This is a genomic window from Ruminococcus sp. (assembly GCF_024684275.1).
In genome coordinates this window covers 1-23,435 of sequence record NZ_JAIKXF010000023.1, presented here as the reverse complement: position 1 = coordinate 23,435, position 23,435 = coordinate 1, and the positions used below count along the sequence as shown (strand labels likewise).

Genomic DNA, 23,435 nt, shown 5'->3' with positions numbered 1-23,435 from the left:
TTCCCCTTATCTGATAAGTTCATACATTTTTCCAGGGAGCGAGCGGACGATACCGAATATCTCAAGCTCTGTAAGCTCCGTCATAAGCTCCGAGGAGTCTATTTCAAGGCGCGAAGCCAGCTCATCAGCGTGCATTGCGCCGTTCATAAGTTCTTCCGAGATCCTTCTCTGCTGCTCGGTAAGGTCGTTAGGCAGGTCAAGATCATCGTCTGAGACGGTATTTTCACGGACATCGTCCGTTATATTATTATTAATATGTTCCATAACCGAAGCTATCTCAGCTTCGCTGATGTTTGTGCGCAACAGATCTTTCTCCGATTCCCTGCTTAAAACAGGTGCAGACGGTGAAACAGACCTTTTGCCCGTAATGCTGTCTATTACATCGGAAGCATCATACATTGGCAGAGCACCGTCGCGGAGCAGCTTTATATTGCCTGCGTAATCACCGCTGAAAATATCGGCAGGAGGCAGACACAGTACATCTCTGCCTTGTCCTGCGGCAAGATTAGCAGTTATGAGCGAACCGCTCTTAGCTCCCGCCTGAAAGACTATGGCAGCCTTTCCAAGTGCAGCCAGTATGCGGTTGCGCTTTGGGAAGTTAGGCGAATTCGGCTGAGTTGCAGGCGGAAATTCTGACAGAAAAACTCCCCCTGCCGAGAGTATAGCGTCCCTGTAGGAGAAATTCTGTCTCGGATAATCAACATCGACTCCGCAGCCCATCACACATACTGTAGGACGTCCCATATCAACAGCAGCCATACTGCAAGCAAGGTCTATGCCTACCGCAAAGCCGCTTATTATAACAGCTCCGCGGGCAGAAAGCTCAGAGCATATCTCCTTTGCAGCTTTGAGGCTGTATGAAGAAGCCTTTCGGGTACCTACGGCTGTAACTGTCATCTCGTTTTGCAGGCAGCCGATATTGCCCTTGTAATACAGCACCGACGGCGGATTATATATATGCCTGAGCTGCTCGGGATATTCAGGGCTCGTTATGGATATCACCCCTATACCGCGCTTCGTACAGTTTGTGATAAAGCTCTCCGCGCGGCTCAGCTGTACAGAGTGAACATTTTTATTCTCATTTTCATTGAGGCTCACTACAGAGCTGTCCGTACTCAGTGACAGATAAGCCTTTTCAGCCGTTCGGAAAAAGCTCATTATCTCCCAGATACGATGATTTCCCGTGCCGAATACCATATTCAGCCACACCCAGTATTTAGTTTCCTCCATAGCTAAGCCCCCTTTATATTAAATAGTCAAACAGGATTTACTTGCTGAGCTCCCACATGAGAATACCTGCAGCCATAGCAGCGTTAAGGGAATTAATATTACCATGCATAGGTATTATTACCCGTCGTGTACAGCGCTGAGCGATAACGCCGGGAAGTCCGTTGCCCTCGTTTCCGATGAACACAGCCTGAGTTCCCTCAAAGCTGCACTCAGTAACAGGCTGAGCGTCCTTGTCAATTACCGCAGCAGATGTGACAGTTCCTGCTTTGCTCAGCTCCTCAAAGAGTGCATCTGCGTCATTTTCAATGGCTATCTTCATTCTGAACACCGAGCCCATAGTTGAGCGTATTACTTTAGGGCTGTAAAGATCACAGCTGCCCGAAAGGATAACACCGTCTATACCGAGAGCGTCAGCTGTTCTTATCATCATTCCCACATTCCCGGGGTCCTGTAGTCCGAAAAGCACCAGATATTTTCCGCCGCTTTTCATTATACTGCTGATACTTCTCGCCGCAGGTATCCTGCACACAGCGAATACACCCTGAGTAGTGTCTGTAGAAGCGATTTTGTTACCAAGCTCATTTGAAATGACAATTGTCCTTGTGTTTCTCAAATCAGCCTGCAAAAGCTCCTCGCCGAAGCGCTCCTGCGCTTTTTGTGTAAGTATAAGCTGAGTTATGCCGCTTTCCTCGCGGAGAGCGTCTGTGACTATTCTCAGCCCCTCCAACACGAATAAGCCGTACTGAAGCCTTTCTTTTTTTGATGAAGAAAGCTTCTGATACAGCTTGACAGTAGGATTATCTTTTGAAGTGATGATGTTTTCCAATAGCACAACACCGCCTGTAGTCACCGTACATACACAGTCGGAAACGCTCCCGACTGTATACATAACGGATCATTGATTAACAAAAACACGCTCTTAATTTAATTAAGAAGCGTGTTTATTTTCTTGATTAAAGAGCAGCCTTTGCCTTGTCAGCAATTGCTGTGAAACCTGCTGCATCGCTGATAGCGATCTCTGAGAGCATCTTTCTGTTGAGAGAGATACCAGCCTTCTTGCAGCCGTTCATGAATGTTGAGTAGTTCATGCCGTTGAGCTTAGCAGCAGCTGAGATTCTTGTGATCCAGAGCTGTCTGAACTGTCTCTTCTTCTGCTTTCTTCCGATGTATGCATAGTTGCCTGACTTCATTACGGCCTGCTTAGCCATCTTGAAGTGCTTGCTCTTTGCGCCCCAGTAGCCCTTAGCAAGCTTTAAAGTCTTGTTTCTTCTCTTACGAGTCATCATTGCACCTTTAATACGTGCCATAGTCTTTTACCTCCAAATATTAAAATTACGGGAATTAGCTCAAAACTTTGCGGAAACACCGCACAGATTACATATAAGGAACGAGCTTCTTGATTGTAGGTGCATTTGTGCAGTCAGCAACACCTGCGTTACGAGCGATTCTCTTGCGCTTTGTATCCTTCTGAGTAAGTCTGTGTCTCTTGTTGGTGTGCTGGTACTTTACCTTACCGCTTCCTGTAATCTTAAAACGCTTCTTAGCGCCCGAATGAGTTTTAACCTTTACCTTTGCCATTATATTATCCTCCTTACTTAGCGGCCTTCGGCGAAACGAACATAACTATGCTGCGTCCCTCCATTTTAGCCGGCTTATCCACAGTGCCTGCCGCAGAAACTGCCTCCTTGAAGCGATCAAGAAGTTCGTTGCCAAGTTCGGGATGTGCAATAGCTCTTTTACGGAATCTTACGGATACCTTGAGCTTGTCGCCGCCCTCTAAAAATTTGACAGCCTGATTCACCTTCGTCTCAAAATCGTGTGTGTCGATAGTGGAGAACATTCTTATCTCCTTGATAGAAACGACCTTCTGATTCTTTCTTGCTTCCTTCTCACGCTTAGCCTGCTCGAAGCAATACTTTCCGTAGTCCATGATCCTACATACGGGTGGTGTTGCCTGCGGAGCGATCTTTACGAGATCCAGATCCTGATCGAATGCAATCTGCTGAGCCTCTTTGGCGGACAATACGCCGAGCTTTTTTCCGTCAGCGTCGATTACGAGAACTTCCTTGTCTCTTATCTCTTCGTTGATCTGCAGTTCCTGTTTGCTAATAGTCAAGCACCTCCAAGCAATATAATTTAAAAACAAAAATGAGTGCAGAAATTATCCGCACTCACCAATACTCACTGATATATCAAAGCTGCCGCAAGAACAGCACGATAAACCGATACATATTGACCGTTTCAGCATAGCCCGACGGTGAGAACGCATAGTTCTGCTTTGTTTACTCAAATATTATATACCCTTTTCCTGTAATTGTCAAGCAGTCTCGTTATTTTTGTCATTTTGCACATCATCATCATCGATCACGCTTTTTATTTTGTCCCAAATCGCAAATCTCACCTTATATTTTCTTGGCTTTCTGAGCATATCCAGTTCCTTTTCGTCAAAGTTCTTCTCAGCAGCAGACTTATCCTCTGCCACATCTTCCTCTGCTTCACAGGCAGCAGGCAGGCACAGCGGCGGATACATCACGCACCACCAGTTATGCCCCTCGGCTTTTCCTATACTGATCCGCAGAGCACGGTATTTCCCGGCAGGCATAGTTATATCGCCATATGTCCTGTCGCCGAAATACACGTCCGTTATCTCGGCAGCAGTCCTGTCAGTGCAGCCGTTTTCGCGGAGAACTCCCTCAGCAATATCCTTTATCACGGCAAGGTTTTCTTCCGCTATATCCTCAGCCTCTGAAAGGCTCTCCGCCGACTTGAAAATACCGCTGCCGAGCAGCCTGTCACGCACCATGAGCTTTAGCTGCTGATCGCGTTCACTGTCGGAATTGGCGATAATATGCAGCCGCAAAACACTGCTCCTAAGCTCATCGAGTTTCCTCCCGTCGCTGATAAAGCCTCCTATATTAGAAATAAGTACAGCAAGGATAAGGCCTGCCGCCATGACAGCTCCCATTGATTTTCTCATAAACATCACCTCAGCAGCTATCATTGGCAGATATTGTCTTGATTATACAGCAACAGCAGCTTTTTTGTCAAGTATCGCCCTGAATTCATCGCCTGTTATAGTCTCGCGGTCAAGAAGATACTGTGCCAGCTCATGGAGCTGTTCCCTGTTGTCGGACAGAATTTGCAATGCTTTTTCATGGGCAGTTCTGATGATATTATTCACCTCTTCGTCGACCTTTGCAGCTGTTTCCGCAGAGCATACAAGTGATGTATCTCCGCCAAGATACCGATCATTTACTGTTTCAAGCGCTGTCATATCAAATTTTCCGCTCATTCCGAACCGCGTCACCATCGCACGTGCCAGCTTCGTCGCCTTTTCGATGTCATTTGCCGCTCCTGTGGTACAGGTATTGAAGATCAGCTCCTCCGCAGATCTTCCGCCTGTAAGCACAGATATTTTCGCAATAATATCCTCCTTAGACATCAAAAAGCGTTCATTTTCGTCCACCTGCATGGTATAGCCAAGAGCTCCCGATGTACGCGGTATTATGGTTATCTTATGTACAGACGCGGAATCCTTCTGCATTGCCGCCACAAGAGCGTGACCTATCTCGTGATAGGCGATGATCTCCTTTTCCTTTTGCGATATAACAGCATTTTTGCGCTGATAGCCTGCAATTACGACTTCAACGCTTTCCTCAAGGTCGCTCTGCCCGACGCAGCCCCGTCCTGAACGCACAGCTCTCAGCGCCGCTTCATTTACTATGTTGGCAAGCTCAGCTCCCGAAGCTCCTGCTGTAGCTCTGGCAATGGCGCTGAAGTCAATGCCGCTGCTTAGCTTTACCCTCGCGCCATGAACACGGAGGATAGCCTCACGCCCCGCAAGGTCTGGAAGCTCCACAGGTATGCGCCTGTCAAAACGCCCAGGACGCAGAAGTGCAGGATCAAGAAAATCAGGTCGGTTTGTTGCAGCCAGTATCACTACTCCCTTATTGCCGTCAAAGCCGTCCATTTCCGTAAGAAGCTGGTTAAGCGTCTGCTCACGCTCGTCACTTCCGCCTGTCTGCCCGTCACGCTTCTTGCCAATTGTATCTATCTCGTCGATAAAGACTATACATGGAGCTTTTTCCGCAGCCTGTCCGAACAGGTCCCTGACCTTAGCTGCACCTACTCCCACAAACATCTCTACGAATTCCGAGCCGGATATTGAGAAAAACGGCACATTCGCCTCCCCAGCCACTGCCTGCGCAAGAAGCGTCTTGCCAGTCCCCGGAGGTCCTACAAGAAGTGCACCCTTTGGCAGCTTTGCGCCTATATCCGCGTATTTTTCGGGCGAGTGCAGAAAGTCAACTATCTCAGCAAGAGCCTCCTTTGCCTCGTCCTGACCTGCAACGTCCGCAAAGCTCTTGCCCGTCCGCGCCTTGACATAGACCTTTGCACTGCTTTTCCCGAAGGACATTGCCCTGCCGAAGCCTTTGAACAAGCCGAATTTTTTGTTTTTCATGTATGCTCAACTCCTTTATCGGTACAATGAAATTATAGCATACACAAAATATCAAAACAACAAGTAAATAATGGCATAAAAAAGCTGCGCTTTCAGCCGCCTCCCTTTTACCGGAAATACAGTTACCGAGACTGTAATTTAAGCTCGGTAACCGTATTTTCCGTTAGGAGAAGCAGCTTAATAGTGCAGCTTTTCATAATATTTTACAGAGTCTTTACCTTTCCAAGAAGGAATTCCTGGATAACAAGCGCATCATTTGCTGTAACGCCCTTTACCTTTGTATCAACGTCTGCATTTGCTGAGCCCTGCTCAGTAAGGTGTTTCTTCTCGGTACCCTCAAGACCGTACTTGTTCGGATTAGCAAGTGACTGCATAATGAGAACAACATCTGACATATCTACTTCGCCGTCGCAGTTTGCGTCGCCAGCCTTTGTTACATTAACATTGCTGTTTGTTGCTGTATTTGTTACTGTGGTCAGACCTGCTGTAGTAGTTGTAGTTCTCTTTGAAGGATCTACCATTGTTGTCGCGGTCGAGATCTTCTTTGTAGTTGTTGTAACAGGCTTTGTTGTAGTTGTGGTCTTTGAATCCTCCTTAGGTGCAGGAGTTGAACCGTCAGGCTCAGTACCGCCTACGAGAACGCCGTCGTCGTATACGCAGATATAATCTGTACGCTGCTCGGGCGGATCGTCAACTGCGAAGAAGTCTGTGCTGTCGCCGATCTTAAGATCCTTGTAGCTCCAGTCGTTCTTAGGATCCCATACGTCGCCGTAGTACATACCGAGATCGAACTGGTACTTCTTTCCTGAGTTTGCGATAACATAGTCTTCCCATGTGATCTCTACGTAATATGTGTCAGCCACCTTGTCATATTTGAAAGGACCTGTGAGCTTACCGTCAGCTCCGATAGCTCCGTCCTCTGTGCTTGACTGATCGTAAAGCTCGCGGACCTCGCCAAGACCATCAATGCCCTTAGCCATTTCGCTTACATTGAAGAAGTAACGAACAGAAGTCTTCTTTGAAGGATTGCTCTCACCTGAGAGGACCTTGAAGGATACCTGTGTAGTTCCTGAACCGTCACCGTTGAGGTTTGGCTTGTCTACGCCGACAGCCTCGATCCAGTAACCGCTTCCGCCGCCTTCTCCGCCTGTACCGCTGCCGTAAACTCTCTTTTCGTCCTCAGGAGGGAAGTTTGGAGTTATAGCCATTTCAGGTGTGCCGTATACAGCATAGAGAGCTGCTGCTGCACCAGGGAGACAAGCGTTATAGTCGATAGTTACCTCGTTCTCTGTCCAGTCCTTTGTAGCGTCGTCATGTCCGTCATTTGCATCAGGACCGCCTGCAAGAGCGCCCCAGAGAATGTGCTTCTGCTCACGAGGATCCTCTGCCATGAGAAGTCCGGAAGCTGCACGGTGGTGAGGATTCTTTACAGCGCTGTCGTTATAGCCGACAACGAATGCTCTCGGACCGTGTGTGCCGTTCTTTCCTGCAAGAACTGCATATTTAGCATCTTCCTTGTATTCGATATCGTTCTTGCCGAGAACGTAGTCCATCTGCTTCTTAGCCCATTCGCTCCACTCGCTTGGCTTGCTGTCGTTTACGTACTTATCATAGAGCAGACAGATGAACTGCATTGCTGTATTGTAACGGCAGCTGCCCCATGTATCAAGGTGAGCAAAGCCGCCGGGGGTCTCCTTCTGTTTCCATGCCTTGAGGCACTTACCTACACAGTCGTCGTCCCAGAAATTATCAAAAACGTACTGGTTCTTGCCCTGTGCGTCTCTTACCTTCTGAACGAGATTCAGCTCAGGGTGCTGCTGATTTACGATAGCCCACATAACACCTGCGCCTGACCACATATCGTTCCAGCAGTAGCACCAGCCGGAAGGAGCGTAGTAGTCGAATATCTTTACAGCGTAGTCAAAGGACTTCTCGTCCTCTGTTACCATGTACATCCATGCAGCAGCCCAGCAGTAGTCATCTTCCCACTTGCTTGATTTATAGAACTGTACAGGACCGTCAGCGTTATCTGAGATAAGCATATCCTTGTCCTTTGTGCTTGTAGGACCGAATTCATCTATAGCATCGTTGGCAAACTGCCAGAGAGCCTTTGCATACTTCAGTGATTTAGCTGCGTAATCAGGATCGCTCTCCTTGAAGTTGAGATAGTTGATAGCCAGTGAAGCACAGGCTGAAACAACATAGTCGATCTGAGGCTTTTCAGCTGTGAGGAAGAATGCAGGACGAGGCATAGTATCTACCTCAGGGCTGTTCCAGATCGCGTGGTCGATATTACCCTCGCCGACCTGATAGCAATGAGCGATGACCTTGCCGTCATCATCAATAAATGTACACTTCATGAGGTAATCATTGAAGTGGCGGAGAATAGTCTCCATATGGTCAGCCTGCTCCAGCTTCTTGAATACATCGCCGTACTCATAGTATTCCCAGCCGAGAGTAGCAGCTGTATAGTTCTCAGGCATACCGAACTCAACGTGGTCGCCCGCGTCGTGGAAGCCGCCTGCAACGTCGATAGTGCCGTCGCCGTCAGGATCGAGAACGTCCTTGTACTTCTCCATGAAAGAAGCTGAAAGGTTAGTACCGCCTTTGCTTGTCTTTGTTGTAACTTTGTCCCATTCGATCATCGGAACATGAGCGTCATAGGTGTGGCAGCTGCCGCGCCATGAGAGCCTGTTCTCGTTTTCTTTGAATTCTCCGCACATATTTGCGTCGTAGAAATAGAGCGAGTACTGAAGTGCACGGGCATAGTCGATATCAAGTCCCGAGTCCTTAACGACCTCGCTTATGGGAGCGCAGAACTGCTGCTCCTCAGATGTGCCAGCGTCTACCGCATTTACAGGCGATATCGCTGTACACAGTGACGTTGCCGCAGTAACGATACTAAGTAACGCTGCGGTCAGTTTTTTGTGATTCATCATAATTCCTCCCTTTTATAATGTGAATCAATTTTATTTATCCCACTTTGAAAGACCGAGAAGATATTTCTGTATCTCCAGAGCGTCGTTTGAAGTGAGTCCTTTGCTTGTGCTATCGACATCTGCGTTTTCAGCCCCCTGCACAGTGATGTGCATTGTGTCTGAACCGCTTGTGCCGAATTTATTCGGATTAGCCAGAGACTGCATTACCAGTACAACATCGCCCATATCCACGGAACCGTCGCAGTTTGCATCACCTTTTTTGTACTTGCCGCTGCTTGGCTTTACTGTTGTAGTAACAGCCGCTCCAGCAGTTGTCGAAGTTGCCTCAGGAGCTGTTGTGGTAACTCCTGTAGTCGTTGTACTACTGACAGGCTTTGCAGATGTTGTAGTTGTTGTAACAGCAGGCTTTGCAGATGTTGTCCCTGTGACAACAGTCTCACCGCCGCCGTTTAACGGATATTTTTTCAGGTCGGGCAGCTCATCAAGAGTAATACAGTAATCGCTCTGATATATCTCAATAAGGTTGTCCACAGGATTATTCTGCTCGCTGGTGAGGTAATTCATGTACCACGGACAGAAATAAAGCCATGCAGCCTTGTCGTTCACAAGATTTTCAAGTGACGGTATGGAATCATTCTCTGACATAGTCACCATCTTCTGACCGTCGGTTATCTGAACCATGCTGTAGAATGTCGAGGCTATCGAACTGAGGTTTGCCACTCCGTCAGCGCAATTGTACTTATCACAGCCCAGAATATCCACAACATCGTCGCCGGGATACCAGTCCTTAGCCTCAGGTGAAGTAGAGCTCGTCCATATCCAGATGATATTATCCAGACCATATTCATTGGTAAGTTTGTCATAGAGCAGACGGTAGAGCTTCTTGCAGGGCTCAGGTCCCTCAGCACCCCACCAGAACCAAGCTCCCTCAGCCTCGTGGAGAGGTCTGAAAAGCACAGGGACATCTGCGTCCTTGAGCTTCTTGAACTCGCCTGCAATAAGGTCGATGTCCTTCATTATGACTTCATTTTCCCATGTGCCTTCCTCAAGCGCCTTAGAAATACTGAAAGTCGTGAACTTAGGATTCGCAGATTCAACATAGAAGGCAATATCGTCGCTTCCCTTTTCACATGGTACGTTCCAGTGCCATGAAACTGTGGCGATGCCGTTATATTCGTTTACCCACTCGATTACACGCTCGGGAGCGTGGTCGCGCCAGTCTGAAGACGAATTATACGCAAGGAAGTCGATACCGCGGATAGCAGGCTGCTTGCCTGTCTTTTCCTTGATGTACTCAAACTCAGCCTCATTGTCCTTTATGAACACATCAGGACTGTTCCAGAGGTTGTAGTTATGGTCGCCGCAGTACTCCTGCTGACCTGAGATGACGTGCTTTCCGTAGACGTCGCAGAGGTAGCTGTAAAGCCTCTTTGCAGACTCGGAAGCCTTCGGGTTGCAGAGCTCTCGTGTGGGTGAGAGATTTGACAGCTTTTCCGAAGCAGGCTTCAAAGTGAGGTAGTCAAAGAAGGTATAGCCCCAGTAAGCTTTGAGCTCAATGGTGTTTTTGCCCTTTTTGAGATTTACCACACCGCCCGATGTCTCGGCAAACTTGTTTGTGTAGGGGCAGGTCAGCTCTCCCTGATTTACGCCGTTGACGTTGAGATACTGAACCTTTTTGCGAGGATCACTGGGCTCGCAGTAGCAAATGGTCAATTCATAGAGACCATCCTGCGGCACATCGACCTCAACGCTGAGGGTAGTCCCCTTCTGGTCGAGGTAAGCAAAGCCCTTTCCCGAGTATCCGCTCAGATCGGTATCTTCGGGAAAGTCGCCCAGCTTTACGTCTGAAACTCCGTTTGAATGGATCTTTCCTCCGCTGGTCTTGCCGTCCTCGAACTCATATTTGAGGACATTGTCGGCAGCCGATACTCTTGCAGGAGCTTTCGGTGCAGAGGGAATGGTCATCGCCGCCGCAGCGATGACAGCAGCCGCTACAGTGCTTACGGACCGCTTTAGTTTTTCTTTTTTCAATTTGATCCCTCCAGATCATTGTATAATATTTATTAAACTGATAATTTAAGCGCCTAAACTTAATTATCAGACTTAACGCATACACACATATATATGATAGCATATTTTTACAGAAAAATCAAGCTATTTCTGCAAATATTCCTCAAAATGGTAAACATTTTACAAAGCGCAATTTATGGTCAGAGCCGCTGTAAGCGTTAATTATTTAAGCTTTTGGTCTGACCAATCAGTAAAAATAATTCTCAGAAGGGATAATATCAGGATCAATAATATAACTGCTCCTGTCAGAATTCCACATAAGCTGTCATCTTCCGACTTATTATCGGTCTCCGCAGCCGAAAAAGCCTCCTCTGCCGCCTCCATTTCATAAAAACGCAAGCCGTTTTCCTCAGCATATCGTTCCGCCGCAGAGCCATTTACGCCCTTGATAATGAGCGCTCTCTGACGCAGCACCATATTGCCGTCACAGGTATAGCCCACAGCCTGCGAGCCTAAACTCGTACAGGATGGCGGTATGTAAATGCTTTCCAGCCTATCGCACATGAAGAAAGCCCTCTCTCCGACCGATAGCAGTTTCTCCCTTGTCTCGGGAACTTCAAGAGAGGTGCAGCCCGCAAAGCAGAAATTTCCTATACTTTTCAATTGATGCGGCAGCTTTATCTCAGTAAGCGATGTACAGGCACGAAAACAGGAATCAGGCAGTATCTCAAGAGTATCAGGCAGCTCCGCAGACGCAAGTCCCGTACAGCCGCAGAAGCAGCCCTCTCCGATCTCGGTGAGGCCCTCTGGAAGAGAAGCGCTTTCCAGCGAATAGCAGCCGTAAAAGCAATGATGACCTATCCTTGTTACCGAATCAGGCAGAGTTATGCGTTTCAGCGACGTACAGTTATAGAATGCGTTGTCACGCACCTCAGTAACGGGGTAACAGCCAATAAAATCAGGAATATCAAGCTCTGTCGGCTCTCCATTGAAGCCGATCAGAACTGCCTCACCGCCGATTATGGAATATTCAAGCTCACCTTTTTCTGCTCCGAGAGCACTGAAGGCAGCAGTCATTAGCAAAAAAACAGCAGCAACTGCGCCGAAAATGATCTTTTTCACTTCACTCACTCCTTTTAAGCAAGTATAACAGCTAAACAGCTGTCAGAAAAGTGATTATTCTCTGCATTTTCCGCTGCAATATCTGTTCTTTCAGCCAGTCCCGGCGTTTTTCCTCATAACGCAACAGTATATTTTGCCGAAAAATAAAGTCTTCTCACGAAATATTCCCGAAAAAGCCGTCACAAAAGCACGAAGCTGCCGACAAATATCGGCAGCTTCGTTATCCTCTTTCGATTCCCCATCTATACTTTTCATTTCCGATGTTCAGGCATCGGATAAGTCAAGTACTTTTCTTGTATACATTATAGCATAATACTCTCAGTAAGTCAAGTGAAAGCGGCGCTTTTTCGCATTATTTTAACGTTTCGACTAAATACTGTCATATTTTTCAGATATTATAACGAAATAGAAGTCCTTAAAATATACGCATAGTAAATCAGTTGTAAAGTATTACCCAGCGGTATCATGCTCTGCCGCAATTCTTATCAAAAGCCGGATTGCAGGCATAGAAATTCTTTGCGTTGAGCTTATCCTGAGCGATCCTCAGAGCTTCGCCAAAGCGCTGATAGTGAACTATCTCACGCTCACGCAAGAAACGGATAGGATCACGCACATCAGGATCATCGGCAAGTCTGAGTATATTGTCATAGGTGGTACGTGCCTTCTGCTCTGCCGCCATATCCTCGGATAGATCGGTAATTATATCCCCCTTTGACTGGAAATAAGCCGCAGTAAAAGGCGTTCCCGAAGCCGCAACAGGATAAATACCTGTGGTATGGTCTACAAAATAGGTGTCAAAGCCGCTCTTCTTTATCTCCTCAATAGAAAGGTCCTTAGTGAGCTGATAGAGTATAGCCGAGATCATCTCGAAATGAGCCAGCTCCTCCGTACCAATATCCGTCAGAAGTCCCTTGACCTCACCGTAGGGCATGGCATAGCGCTGATTGAGATAGCGCAGGGACGCAGCAAGCTCACCGTCCGGACCGCCAAGCTGAGAGATTATTACCTTTGCAAGCTTAGCATTGGGATTTTTTATTTTTACAGGGTACTGCAATTTCTTCTCATACTGCCACATAGATTATCTCCTTTCCCACGGCCATGGATCGTCAGTCCATGTCCAATGCTCGTTATCAGTGACCTGCTCGGGAGTCAGTGGACCGAATTTCCGCGAATACTCCTCTGCTGCATTCTGACGAAACTTTCTGTACTTCTGAAACATTGCCAGTCCCCGTCTGCAATTGGGATGTGTGTCCAGATAAAGATTCAGCTCCTTGAGAGTAAAATCGTACTTCTTTATTTTGCTCAGAAGCATTCTCTGCTCATTCATCTGATGTCGCCTCCTCCCGAAAATGGCAGGTCAAGCTCAGGGAAAAGCGTCCCCTTGCTCAGTGCCTCATCGTCGCCGTAGGTCTCTCCCCACTGCTGAAATGGCACATATGCCATAGCAAGAGGAGTATTTGCAGGGAATCGTGAGATGTTATTGTTCCCTTTATTTGAAATGTTCAGCTTCATTTCCATTGCGCCCATTGAGTTTTCACGCTCATGCAGGATCAAGCCTTCCATATCGTCAAAAAGATCAAGTTTCATTGATATGTCCTCCTTTCCTGCGCGGAGAACAAGTGCAGATGCTCTCCGCACATTACATACTATGAAAAAGAGCTTTATGAGGTTACAGGACATAAAAAAAGTCCGGCTGCTCTGAGTCGGACTTTTTTTGTTATCTTTCTTTTTTCTTCATTGTCACAAGAAGCACCAGCACTGCTGCAGGGATAAATGCAATCACTGCTGATGTTCTGTCACCTGTTTTGGGACTGTCAGCGGACATCTTTGCTTTGGAGGTAAGAGCAGTTGTAGTTACTGCCGAAGAAGCTGTAGTCACAGCAGGCTCGCGGAACGTGCTTTTAGCCGTTATATCCCTGTGCAGGACGGTATCACCGTCAAGGTTCATGATATTGTAGGAGTAATGTTCTCCGTCGCGGTAAATAAAGCTGAAACGCGCATTTGCGCTGCCTATTGTTGTTGACAGGAAGCCTGCATGACCGTAGGTGAAGCTGAGCTTCTGGGAATCATAGCTCATATCACCGTATTTTTCAGTGCTGATAAGTGTATCACCGTCGCTTAGTATGAACTCGGTCTCTCCCCGTGAGTGGTCATGACCGAAAAGGTACATTATATCCATATGGTACTTTTCCGCATAGCTGTTGATAAGCCTTGCCAGCTCATAGGAATAGTCAACATTGTACTGATTCTCCCCTATCCATTTGCCGATAGACCTGCCGTTTGCATTAACGGATTCAGGCTGGAGCCCCAGAACGTGAAGTCCCGAATGTGCCGATATAACTACAAGCTCGCCGTTATAGCTCTCAGCAGTCTTTTTAAGGAAGCTGTCAAGGTCTTTCAGCGTCCTGTCATAGGAATAAGCAAACTCGCCGCCGCTTTGGTACAGTGCATTCTCAAAGTTCATTCCGTATACCGTGATACCCTTTGCAAAGCGGCTGTTTCTGCCATTTTCTCTCACGCCCTCAGAAATACCGCGGAATATCTGTCCGCCGCCGAAGCCGTTATCCTTATCCGCTCCCAGCCCTGCTCTGACGGACATTATTGAAGCCGCCTCGCCGGAATCGTGATTTCCTGAGACAAACACAGCATCAAGTCCGCCCAGATGCGAAACTATCTGAGGATAATACCTGCTCAGCATTCTGTCCTTGTCCGCTGTAGGACCGTTTACAAGGTCTCCCGTGCAGACCACCAGTGATGGTATATAGCCGTCAGTGCTCTCCATTATCTTTTCGATAGCCTTATCTATAAACTCATACTGCTCATGAATATCCGAAAAAGACATAAATGAATCGGGAAGCACTCCCTTAGCAATGACAAAAGCCGCCTCCGCAGAGCGCTCTCTGTAGTGAACGCCGTCAGCGTCATGCCCCTCTACAAGGCAGCCCACGTGATGAACTCCAACAGGCTTTCCGCGCAAAGAATCCGCCGTAAATGCAAGACCTGCGCAGTCCTGCTCCTCACCGTCAACGAACCATTTTACGCTGTCTGTAATAATATTTTTATCAGAAAGCTCCACCGAAAATCTCGGTGCAGCATAACCGCTCCCCTCTATGACATAGCTGTCAGCAGCAGGCTGTTTTCCTATACAGCGGCTCAGCTGCTCACCTCTTGCATAAATGCAGACCTGCGCTGCCTCTGCCGCATTATCGGTACAGGAAAAAGGCTCATGGCTATCCTCATCATATTTCAGATAATGGATACTGCCGTTTTCATTATAGCTGAGAGTTCCGCCGCTGTAATCCCATACACTGTCACCGTCAGTCCACCAGTTTGATGAAGTGTAAAGCTGCCCCTCATGGTAGGTCAGGCGGAATGAGCTTGATGACAGTGAGGTATACTCAGGAGCAACGCTTGTCACCATAGTTCTTCTGAAATAATGCCAGATATACTCGCTGCTTCTGCTGTCCTCAGCAGTAAATATCTTCTTACTGCCGTCACTGTCCATAACACTGATGATGTAGTCATTTTCGTCCTCAAAGCTGTTTACTCTGTACCATTTCTGTCCGTCAGCAAGAGTTAAAACGCCGTTTTCCTCACTCTGCGGAGCTGTGACCGTATAGCAAGGCTCGTCTGCCGCATATGTACAAAGATGAATACTGAATGAACATAATGCCGCAGCCGCCGTAATCATTGTTATCTTCTTAAAAATGTCCATATGAAAACTCCTGTTATAAATGATCAGAGCCATAGCAGATAAGTGCTATGGCTCTATTGGTTTTATCAATATTCCGAGAGAACGATATTTACAATGCCCTGATAGAGAAATCCTGTTTCGCTGGCGAAATTGAATCCGAAATCCGCAGGATTCTGAAGCTGCATAACGATTATGTATGAGCCGTCCTGAGCGTAGGTGCTGTAGTCGCTGTAAACAGGCTTTTCAGCCGATCTGTCGGCAGTATTTCTCAGACAGCCTGTGATATAAAGGAAGTCACCTGCGCCTGTCTCCGCAGTGCCTGTTTTTGCGAAAAACTCATAGTTTTCCGGCACATAGACACCCAAGTTATTTGCAACGCCTCTCATGCCCTCCAGAAGATTCTGACGGCAGTTCTCTGGTATGCTTGCAATAACTTCATATGGAGCACTTCCTTTTGCGCACTCCTTGTTGGGATCGGTGGTATCGACCACCTGCTGCACCACAAAGGGCTTTACCATATCACCGAAAACAGCCTCCCTGCCCAGAGCCGCAAGATAGATCGGGCAGGTCTTGACATATGACTGACCGAAGGCGCTTCTGCGCAGGTCGTCAAGACAGTATATCTCGATATTATTCTGTATAGTTCCGAAATCGCAGTCTATAGGATCGCAGAAGTGGAAAATACTTCCCAGCTCCTCCAGCACCTTTTCCGTGCCGAGCTGGTCGAAGACCTTTGCGAAGAATATATTGCTTGAACCAACAAATGCAGAGCTTAGAGTTCTCTCGGGGATAGGATACATACCCGAATCGTGATCCCAGTTCACGATAGTTGCGCCGCTGTCGAACCACTCGCCGTCATCATATACGGTATGTATGCCGTTTTTGTCGGCGATGACCTCTGACATTATCTTGAAGCATGAACCGGGCGAAGCATTCTGAAATGCCTTATTCTGTAAAGTGCCGCTGTAGAGACCGCTGCTGTACTGCTCATCTGCGTAAAACAGCTCGGGGTCATAATTAGGGTAAGAAGCCTCTGCCATTATGGAGCCGTCTGTTCTCAGCACGACTACAGAGCCTGCCATACCCATTTCAGCCATATATGTACATAATTGTGTCTGCTTATCTGCGTCAATGGTAAGTCTTACCGACTCACCTACATTATTGCTTTCATTAACAGGGGTAGGATTCTTGGTACAAAGCAGACCTTCAAGCGCCTCGTCAAGTCCTGACGAAGCCACACTTATAATATTTCCGAATGAGTAACCGCAGTCCTCGCCGTAATAGCGCTGATCCTCGTTTTCATAGGCATATGTGCCATAGGTCAGAAGCCTGTAATTGGTATCGTATATATTCCCCCTATATACGAATTCTGTTGTAGTAGTTACGGTGGTTTCCGGAGCAGCTGTCTCTGCTGAAGTTTCTTGCCTTGCCGAGCGGGAGCTTTTATCATTGTGAACTTCAAACTGCCCTACCTCTGCTGAACAGGACGGAAACGACAGCGCCGCTGCTGCTGCTATTAACAGCGGCATAAGTCTTTTTCCCCTGATTATCATTACTGATTACCGTCCTAAAAAGTTATATGTGCTTAGCGCCGCAGACCGCAGCGCGGAAAGTTTACTATTATTATACATTTATTTCCTTAATTCGTCAATACGTTTTAAAAAATAATAAAAAATAATGATGAAAAAATCCCTTTCGCGGCTGCAAAAGGGATCATTCGACAATTATTTTCCTGCAACGATATTGATTATGCCATTATACAGACCTGCTGATTGTGAAGCAAACTCAAAGCCGTGCTCCGCAGGATTCTGTATCTCCATAACAACTACATATGAGCCTGTTTCACCGTAATTGTCATAGCTTTCATAGCTCTGAGCGCCGCTGTCACTGTTGTTTTTGGCACAGCCCGTGATATAGAGATAATCGCCGCGCCAGCCCTCAGCTGTGCCTGTCTTTGCATAGAAGCTGTAGTTCCCTGCCACGTAAACTCCGATGTCAGAGCCCACACCACTCATGACATTGAGCAGATTATCACGGCACTCAGGCGGGATCGAAGCGATAACGTCGTAAGCCCTCGAGCCCTCGCCTATCTTGGTATTGGGATCGGAATTGTCAACTATATCCTTCAGTACGAATGGAGTTACCATATCGCCGAATACAGCCTCTCTGCCCAGAGCGGACAGGAATATGGGACAGGTCAGCACCTTTGACTGACCGAATGCGCTTCTGCGGAGATCGTCCACGTCCTCTATTTCAATATTGTTGCTTAAAACTCCGAAATCGCACTTTATATCGTCGGAATCATCAGCACCAAAGTGAAAAATGGTCTTCAGATCACTTAAAACAGCGTCCTCGCCGATATTGTCAAAAGCCTTTGCAAAGAAGATATTGCTTGAATTGATAAATGCCGAGCTGAGAGAGCGCTCCATAGGATAGCTTGCCTTGTTGGTCTCGTGATCCCAGTTCACAATGGGGTGGTCGTTGCCGAAGTCCCATGTTCCGTCATCGTGAACGGAGTATACGCCATGCTTATCGGCAATGACCTCTGACATTATCTTGAAGCATGAGCCGGGTTCATAGTTGCTGAAAGCCTTGTTTCCCACATCGCCCCACGCAAGGTTTTCATCATATTTCTGATCTGCAACCGCATTGGGATCATATGAGGGATAGCTTACCTGCGCCATGATCGAGCCGTCTGTGCGCAGAACTACTGCTGCGCCGACAATATTGTTATTTTCCATATAGCTGTATATCTCGTTCTGAACATCTCCGTCGAGAGTGAGCTTGACAGCCTGCGGAGAACCGTTTGGTGCGGTCTTTGTGAGTATATCCTCAAAGGCAGTATCATAGCCCTCGGACATGGTTGTAAGTATATTTGCAAAGGATACAGCGTATTTATCCGCAAAAGCTCTGCGTTTGCCGTCCTCGGCAGTTGAAACGAGGAGATTTCCATTTGCGTCGTAGATATTGCCCTTTGCGCCAGCGCTCTGGGGTTCAGTCGTCTTTTCTGCGGCAGATGTAGTCGCTGCCTGCGGAACAGTCGTCGCCTCGTTGGTCGTCACGGCGGCTTCGGCAGGACCGTCTGCACCCTCTATCTTTCCCACTGATTTTGACGAGCAGGAAGCAGCTCCTGCAAGCATTGCAAATGAAGCGGCAAGAGCCGTTATTTTTCTAATTTTCATATAACACTGTCCTTTGTTAACATAAATTTTCAAACAATAACATTATATACTATAGGTGGGATTTCGTCAACTGTCCGCAGAAAAAAATAAAAAATTCCAGAAAAAGCTTGACTATTTCCGAATAATATGAGATAATAAGTTGTTGTGATTTTTTATGAAAGAGAGTTATGATATGAAAAAATATATTTTTACGTTTCTGTTATCAATGGTGCCTATTCTGGAGCTGAGAGGCGGTATCCCTCTTGGCGTGAAAATGGGAGTAGAATGGTATCACGCTGTTATCATCTGTATGATCGGAAATATGATACCTGTACCGTTTATTTATCTCTTTGCAAGAAAGGTCCTTGAATGGGGCGCTGACAAGCCCGTTATCGGCAAGTTCTTTACATGGTGCCTTAAAAAGGGACACAGCGGCGGTGAAAAGCTCAAGGCAAAGGCAGGAAAGGGTATGTTCTGGGCACTTCTCCTCTTTGTTGGCATTCCGCTCCCCGGTACTGGTGCATGGACAGGCACTCTTGCAGCAAGCTTTCTCGAAATTGACTTCAAAAAGAGTGTTGTCGCAGTTGCCTGCGGTGTTGTTCTTGCCGCTGTTATCATAACTGTTGCTACTCTTTGCGGAGTTGCAGCGTTTACCGCATTAAAATAAGATATTTCTCTTAAAGCCGCAGCTATAAGCCGCGGCTTTTTATTTGTCATAACACAGTACTTTACAAACAAGAGAAAAAGTAGTATAATGATAGTATATTTATTTATTGGAGGAATTAATTATGTATATAACCTGTCTCGACCTTGAAGGAGTTCTCGTACCTGAGATATGGATCGCTTTCGCTGAAGCAAGCGGTATCCCTGAGCTCAAAAAGACTACCCGTGACGAGCCTGACTATGACAAGCTCATGAACTGGCGTCTCGGAGTTCTCAAGGAGCATGGTCTCGGCCTCAAGGAAATACAGGACACTATCGCTAAGATCGAACCTATGGAAGGCGCTAAAGAGTTCCTCGACGCTCTCCGCGAGCTTGGTCAGGTAATCATCATCAGCGATACATTCACACAGTTTGCAGCACCACTTATGAAAAAACTCGGATACCCTACCATTTTCTGCAACTCACTGGAGGTTGCCGACAACGGCGAGATCACAGGCTTCAAGATGCGCTGTGAGAAGTCAAAGCTCACTACAGTAAAGGCTCTCCAGTCAATCGGCTATGATACTATCGCCAGCGGCGACAGCTACAATGATCTCGGCATGATCGAGGCAAGTAAGGCAGGCTTCCTGTTCAGAAGCACTGAACAGATCAAGAAGGATCACCCTGAGCTCCCTGCTTTCGAAACCTATGACGAGCTTCTTGCAGCTATCAAAAAAGCTATGATCTGAGGTCATAAAACAATAAACAATACCCCAAAGGAGGCTTGACACATGAAGGTGCTCATCGTTATTGATATGCAGAATGACTTCACTACAGGAGTTCTGGGCAATCCACAGACTGCCGCTGTTACGGCAAATGTCGTTAAGAAGATAAACGACTTCCGCAGTTCTGAAAAGGACGGAAGGATAATCGCTACTCTTGATACTCATACAGAAAACTATATGGATACTCAGGAGGGAAAAAATCTTCCCGTTCCGCACTGCATCCGCGGCTCTGAGGGCTGGAAGCTTGTTCCCGAGGTGGAAAAGGCTCTCGGCAAAGACTGCACTATCGTGGAAAAGCCTACCTTCGGTGCTGTGAAGCTACCCGAAATAATCGGCGACGGCAAGGATATAGAGGAGTTCCTGTTCATCGGCGTCTGCACCGATATATGCGTAATTTCAAACGCTATGATAATCAAGGCTGCATATCCCGAAATACCCGTTAGGGTAATTTCGGACTGCTGTGCAGGAGTTTCTCCCGAAAGCCACGAAAATGCTCTGAACGCAATGAAGGTCGTTCAGATGATAGTTGAATAGATAGGAGCGTATAAATATGAGCTATAGTTTCAACGCTGAACAGGTCACTAAGGAAGTAGTGGAGTGGGTGCGCGACCTATTTGAAAGGACCGCAACTCCGCAGACAAACGCCGTTATCGGAATATCCGGCGGCAAAGACAGCTCAGTAGCTGCCGCAGTATGCGCAAAGGCACTTGGAAAGGACAGAGTTATAGGAGTTCTCATGCCGCAGGGCGAACAGGCTGATATTGCCTACAGCCGTCTGCTGGTGGATACTCTCGGTATTAAAAGCTACACTATCAATATCGGCGACACAGTCTCAACATTCATGAATGAACTTAAAAAGCACCTTGAACCCTCAAATCAGGCTGTAGTAAACACTCCGGCCCGTATAAGAATGACTACCCTCTATGCAGTTGCAGCAAGCCATAACGGCAGAGTTGTAAATACCTGCAACCTCTCAGAGGACTGGGTGGGCTATTCCACTAAATTCGGCGATGCGGCAGGAGATTTCTCTCCCCTTTCAGACCTGACTGTCACCGAAGTATTACAGGTGGGCGAATATCTCGGACTTCCAAATGAGCTCGTCCACAAAACGCCTATCGACGGTCTCTGCGGTAAGACCGACGAGGAGAATTTAGGCTTTACATACGCTATGCTTGACAGATATATCCGCGGTCTTGATGACCTCAGCTCTGTTCCCGAGATAAAGGAAAAGATAGACCGTATGCACAGAGCAAATCTTCATAAATTACAGCTTATGCCAAAGTATGAGCAGAACAAATAACAGCTTAACGCTATTTTCAATATCAATGGGCTGTCGGGGACGCCAGCCCCTACAGTTGACTATCTGAAAGCATTTGTAGGGGACGGCGTCCTCGACATCCCGAATCAACAGCCTGAGTATTCTCGGGCTGTTTCTTTGTACATCAGCTTACTTTGACACTGTTTTCAGTTGACTTTTTTTCTGCGATAGTGTATAATTTTTACATGAACAGGAGATGATAAAATGCGCTCAAAAGGTACTAAAACTATTGCCGAAAACCGCAAGGCAAGACATGATTATTTCGTTCTCGAAGCCTACGAAGCAGGCATCGAGCTTGTGGGCACCGAGGTAAAATCTATCCGTCAGGGCGGTGTGAACCTTAAAGACTCATGGTGCTCTATAGATAATGGCGAGATCTTCGTCCGCGGTATGCATATCTCACCCTACGAAAAAGGTAATATCTTTAACCGCGATCCGCTGAGAGTAAGAAAACTCCTCATGCATAAGCGCGAAATAAATAAGCTCTACGGAACTCTCAAACAGGAGGGACTTTCCCTAATTCCACTGAGCCTTTACTTCAAGGATTCCCGTGTAAAAATGCAGGTAGGTCTCTGCAAGGGCAAAAAGCTCTACGATAAGCGCGCAGACATCGCAAAGCGCGACGCTAACCGTGAAATAGACCGCAATCTCAAATCACGCAATCAGTAACGAGAGGACTTCACAATGATATACCCACAGCCATTGAAAAAGGGCGATAAGGTCGCTGTAATAAGTCTTTCAAGCGGAATTATCGGCGAGCCATACTGCGCTCACGAGAAAGAGCTGGGCTTAAAAATGCTCCGTAAATTCGGTCTCGACCCCGTTTTCACCGAACACGCCCTCATGGGCAGGGACTATATCCTTTGTCACCCCGAGGCTCGCGCCGCAGACCTGAAAGCCGCCTTTCTCGACGACTCAGTAAAGGGTATAATAACCGCTATCGGCGGTATCGAAACTTTCCGCACCTTCCCCTATCTCATGGAGAACGAGGAGTTCATAAACGCTGTCCGTCAGCACCCTAAGTTCTTTCTGGGTTTTTCGGATACTACAAATAATCACTTCATGTTCCACAGACTTGGGCTCCAGACCTTCTACGGTCAGGCTTTCATGTGCGACTTAGCGGAGCTCTCGGGAGATATGCTCCCCTACTCAAAAGCGCAGTTCGAGAGCTGCTTCAAGCCATATCACGGCAGGATCATAACTCCATCAGATGTATGGTATGAGGAGAGAAAAGACTTCTCAGCGTCTGCTGTGGGAACTATGCCCGTTTCTCATAAAGAAGAGCACGGCTATGAGCTATTGCAGGGCGCTCCGATCTTCGAGGGCGAGCTCCTCGGCGGCTGTATCGACAGCATGGGCGATATGCTCATGGCAGGCAGTATTGAACATTACAGCAGTTTACTTGAAGCTGAATTTAAAAGCTGTCCACAGCTCAAAGAGGACTTCGCAAAGCAAGCCGAGATAACACAGAAATATAACATTTTCCCCACTGCCGATGAATGGCGGGGAAAGATACTCTTCGCCGAAACAAGCGAGGTCATGCCCACTCCCGAATTGCTGTGCGAATACCTCACTGCACTGAAAAACAAGGGAGTTTTCGCAAATATCAGCGGCATTATCGTCGGCAAGCCTATGAATGAAAAATACTATGAGGAATACAAAGACGTCTGGCGCAAGGCAGTCAGCAACACTGAGCTGCCCATACTCTATAATGTAAATTTCGGTCACGGAGCTCCGAGAGCGATACTCCCATATGGAGCTATGGCTCATGTTGACGCTGACAAACAGGAAATTATCCTTATATGACAATTAATTACACTGTTTGCAGTTGACAAAATGCTGCAAACAGTGTATAATATTATTCGGAGCACTACGGCTCCCCAACCTGTACCCTCATTAATTATGGGGGCGTAAAGGTTTCGACGGGGGTTTTGAAGTGTGATAAGCGAGCGGAGAATGGCGTGATCTCCATAACCTGCGCCACGTTTAAATATAAACGCAAGAAATAACATTACAGTTTCTAGAAATAGCGAACTGGTAGCTGCTTAAGTCAGCTTCTGTCCACCGAGGGA

General features: G+C 47.1%; 22 protein-coding genes and 1 other RNA gene. 7 read left to right on the top strand and 16 right to left on the bottom strand.

Annotation, left to right across the window (positions count from 1 at the left end):
- Positions 1-6 precede the first annotated feature (6 nt).
- The 16 genes from dprA to K5677_RS02785 form a co-directional block, all read right to left on the bottom strand.
- A complete protein-coding gene (gene dprA, locus K5677_RS02860) occupies positions 7-1,230 on the bottom strand; it encodes a DNA-processing protein DprA (protein WP_296724431.1) in 1,224 nt (407 codons plus the stop codon).
- A gap of 37 nt (positions 1,231-1,267) precedes the next feature.
- Complete coding sequence (locus tag K5677_RS02855; protein ID WP_296724428.1) at positions 1,268-2,056, bottom strand: RNA methyltransferase; 789 nt, start codon at positions 2,054-2,056, stop codon at positions 1,268-1,270.
- Between the two features lie 127 nt (positions 2,057-2,183).
- On the bottom strand, positions 2,184-2,537 hold the full coding sequence (gene rplT / locus K5677_RS02850) for a 50S ribosomal protein L20 (RefSeq protein WP_296724426.1): 354 nt from the start codon (positions 2,535-2,537) through the stop codon (positions 2,184-2,186).
- Positions 2,538-2,604: 67 nt separating this feature from the next.
- Positions 2,605-2,808, bottom strand: coding sequence for a 50S ribosomal protein L35 (rpmI, locus tag K5677_RS02845; RefSeq protein WP_019678115.1), 204 nt, complete (start codon positions 2,806-2,808; stop codon positions 2,605-2,607).
- A gap of 13 nt (positions 2,809-2,821) precedes the next feature.
- Entirely contained in the window at positions 2,822-3,346 is a 525-nt protein-coding gene (gene infC / locus K5677_RS02840; RefSeq protein WP_024859998.1) for a translation initiation factor IF-3, read from the bottom strand.
- Positions 3,347-3,547: 201 nt separating this feature from the next.
- Complete coding sequence (locus K5677_RS02835) at positions 3,548-4,207, bottom strand: stage II sporulation protein R (protein ID WP_296724423.1); 660 nt, start codon at positions 4,205-4,207, stop codon at positions 3,548-3,550.
- A 42-nt stretch (positions 4,208-4,249) separates the two neighbouring features.
- Positions 4,250-5,692: an ATP-dependent zinc metalloprotease FtsH gene (gene ftsH / locus K5677_RS02830; RefSeq protein WP_296724420.1), complete on the bottom strand. Its 1,443-nt coding sequence runs from the start codon at positions 5,690-5,692 to the stop codon at positions 4,250-4,252.
- Positions 5,693-5,895: 203 nt separating this feature from the next.
- Complete coding sequence (locus tag K5677_RS02825; protein ID WP_296724417.1) at positions 5,896-8,628, bottom strand: glycoside hydrolase family 9 protein; 2,733 nt, start codon at positions 8,626-8,628, stop codon at positions 5,896-5,898.
- A gap of 33 nt (positions 8,629-8,661) precedes the next feature.
- Entirely contained in the window at positions 8,662-10,662 is a 2,001-nt protein-coding gene (locus K5677_RS02820) for a glycosyl hydrolase (protein WP_296724414.1), read from the bottom strand.
- Between the two features lie 201 nt (positions 10,663-10,863).
- A complete protein-coding gene (locus K5677_RS02815) occupies positions 10,864-11,763 on the bottom strand; it encodes a leucine-rich repeat domain-containing protein (protein WP_296724412.1) in 900 nt (299 codons plus the stop codon).
- Between the two features lie 463 nt (positions 11,764-12,226).
- Positions 12,227-12,838 (bottom strand): manganese catalase family protein, encoded by a 612-nt coding sequence (locus tag K5677_RS02810; protein WP_296724410.1) that lies wholly within the window; start codon positions 12,836-12,838, stop codon positions 12,227-12,229.
- Positions 12,839-12,841: 3 nt separating this feature from the next.
- Complete coding sequence (locus tag K5677_RS02805; RefSeq protein ID WP_296724405.1) at positions 12,842-13,090, bottom strand: spore coat protein CotJB; 249 nt, start codon at positions 13,088-13,090, stop codon at positions 12,842-12,844.
- On the bottom strand, positions 13,087-13,350 hold the full coding sequence (locus K5677_RS02800) for a spore coat associated protein CotJA (protein WP_296724402.1): 264 nt from the start codon (positions 13,348-13,350) through the stop codon (positions 13,087-13,089). The genes K5677_RS02805 and K5677_RS02800 overlap by 4 nt, the downstream gene beginning before the upstream one ends.
- Positions 13,351-13,480: 130 nt before the next feature.
- Positions 13,481-15,478: a metallophosphoesterase gene (locus K5677_RS02795; RefSeq protein WP_296724399.1), complete on the bottom strand. Its 1,998-nt coding sequence runs from the start codon at positions 15,476-15,478 to the stop codon at positions 13,481-13,483.
- Positions 15,479-15,543: 65 nt separating this feature from the next.
- A complete protein-coding gene (locus K5677_RS02790; protein WP_296724398.1) occupies positions 15,544-16,986 on the bottom strand; it encodes a penicillin-binding transpeptidase domain-containing protein in 1,443 nt (480 codons plus the stop codon).
- Positions 16,987-17,181: 195 nt separating this feature from the next.
- A complete protein-coding gene (locus K5677_RS02785; RefSeq protein WP_296724395.1) occupies positions 17,182-18,639 on the bottom strand; it encodes a penicillin-binding transpeptidase domain-containing protein in 1,458 nt (485 codons plus the stop codon).
- A 172-nt stretch (positions 18,640-18,811) separates the two neighbouring features.
- On the opposite strand from K5677_RS02785, the gene K5677_RS02780 reads away from it, so the two are divergent.
- From K5677_RS02780 to ssrA, 7 genes are all read left to right on the top strand, one after another.
- Positions 18,812-19,285, top strand: a complete 474-nt coding sequence (locus K5677_RS02780; RefSeq protein WP_296724393.1) for a small multi-drug export protein — start codon at positions 18,812-18,814, stop codon at positions 19,283-19,285.
- Positions 19,286-19,406: 121 nt separating this feature from the next.
- Positions 19,407-20,009, top strand: a complete 603-nt coding sequence (gene thrH / locus K5677_RS02775; RefSeq protein WP_296724390.1) for a bifunctional phosphoserine phosphatase/homoserine phosphotransferase ThrH — start codon at positions 19,407-19,409, stop codon at positions 20,007-20,009.
- A gap of 42 nt (positions 20,010-20,051) precedes the next feature.
- On the top strand, positions 20,052-20,579 hold the full coding sequence (locus K5677_RS02770; RefSeq protein WP_296724388.1) for an isochorismatase family cysteine hydrolase: 528 nt from the start codon (positions 20,052-20,054) through the stop codon (positions 20,577-20,579).
- Between the two features lie 16 nt (positions 20,580-20,595).
- Positions 20,596-21,345 (top strand): NAD(+) synthase, encoded by a 750-nt coding sequence (gene nadE / locus K5677_RS02765; protein WP_296724386.1) that lies wholly within the window; start codon positions 20,596-20,598, stop codon positions 21,343-21,345.
- Between the two features lie 222 nt (positions 21,346-21,567).
- Positions 21,568-22,032 (top strand): SsrA-binding protein SmpB, encoded by a 465-nt coding sequence (smpB, locus tag K5677_RS02760; protein ID WP_296724381.1) that lies wholly within the window; start codon positions 21,568-21,570, stop codon positions 22,030-22,032.
- Positions 22,033-22,047: 15 nt separating this feature from the next.
- A complete protein-coding gene (locus K5677_RS02755) occupies positions 22,048-23,169 on the top strand; it encodes an LD-carboxypeptidase (RefSeq protein ID WP_296724379.1) in 1,122 nt (373 codons plus the stop codon).
- Positions 23,170-23,267: 98 nt separating this feature from the next.
- Positions 23,268-23,435: a transfer-messenger RNA gene (gene ssrA, locus K5677_RS02750) on the top strand; the annotation flags it as partial.

Bases quoted from the DNA above. Each gene is read 5' to 3' on its own strand.
- dprA (WP_296724431.1), bottom strand. From the start codon at position 1,230: ATGGAGGAAACTAAATACTGGGTGTGGCTGAATATGGTATTCGGCACG.
- rplT (WP_296724426.1), bottom strand. From the start codon at position 2,537: ATGGCACGTATTAAAGGTGCAATGATGACTCGTAAGAGAAGAAACAAG.
- rpmI (WP_019678115.1), bottom strand. From the start codon at position 2,808: ATGGCAAAGGTAAAGGTTAAAACTCATTCGGGCGCTAAGAAGCGTTTT.
- K5677_RS02835 (WP_296724423.1), bottom strand. From the start codon at position 4,207: ATGAGAAAATCAATGGGAGCTGTCATGGCGGCAGGCCTTATCCTTGCT.
- ftsH (WP_296724420.1), bottom strand. From the start codon at position 5,692: ATGAAAAACAAAAAATTCGGCTTGTTCAAAGGCTTCGGCAGGGCAATG.
- K5677_RS02825 (WP_296724417.1), bottom strand. From the start codon at position 8,628: ATGAATCACAAAAAACTGACCGCAGCGTTACTTAGTATCGTTACTGCG.
- K5677_RS02810 (WP_296724410.1), bottom strand. From the start codon at position 12,838: ATGTGGCAGTATGAGAAGAAATTGCAGTACCCTGTAAAAATAAAAAAT.
- K5677_RS02805 (WP_296724405.1), bottom strand. From the start codon at position 13,090: ATGAATGAGCAGAGAATGCTTCTGAGCAAAATAAAGAAGTACGATTTT.
- K5677_RS02800 (WP_296724402.1), bottom strand. From the start codon at position 13,350: ATGAAACTTGATCTTTTTGACGATATGGAAGGCTTGATCCTGCATGAG.
- K5677_RS02795 (WP_296724399.1), bottom strand. From the start codon at position 15,478: ATGGACATTTTTAAGAAGATAACAATGATTACGGCGGCTGCGGCATTA.
- K5677_RS02790 (WP_296724398.1), bottom strand. From the start codon at position 16,986: ATGCCGCTGTTAATAGCAGCAGCAGCGGCGCTGTCGTTTCCGTCCTGT.
- K5677_RS02785 (WP_296724395.1), bottom strand. From the start codon at position 18,639: ATGAAAATTAGAAAAATAACGGCTCTTGCCGCTTCATTTGCAATGCTT.
- K5677_RS02780 (WP_296724393.1), top strand. From the start codon at position 18,812: ATGAAAAAATATATTTTTACGTTTCTGTTATCAATGGTGCCTATTCTG.
- thrH (WP_296724390.1), top strand. From the start codon at position 19,407: ATGTATATAACCTGTCTCGACCTTGAAGGAGTTCTCGTACCTGAGATA.
- K5677_RS02770 (WP_296724388.1), top strand. From the start codon at position 20,052: ATGAAGGTGCTCATCGTTATTGATATGCAGAATGACTTCACTACAGGA.
- nadE (WP_296724386.1), top strand. From the start codon at position 20,596: ATGAGCTATAGTTTCAACGCTGAACAGGTCACTAAGGAAGTAGTGGAG.
- smpB (WP_296724381.1), top strand. From the start codon at position 21,568: ATGCGCTCAAAAGGTACTAAAACTATTGCCGAAAACCGCAAGGCAAGA.
- K5677_RS02755 (WP_296724379.1), top strand. From the start codon at position 22,048: ATGATATACCCACAGCCATTGAAAAAGGGCGATAAGGTCGCTGTAATA.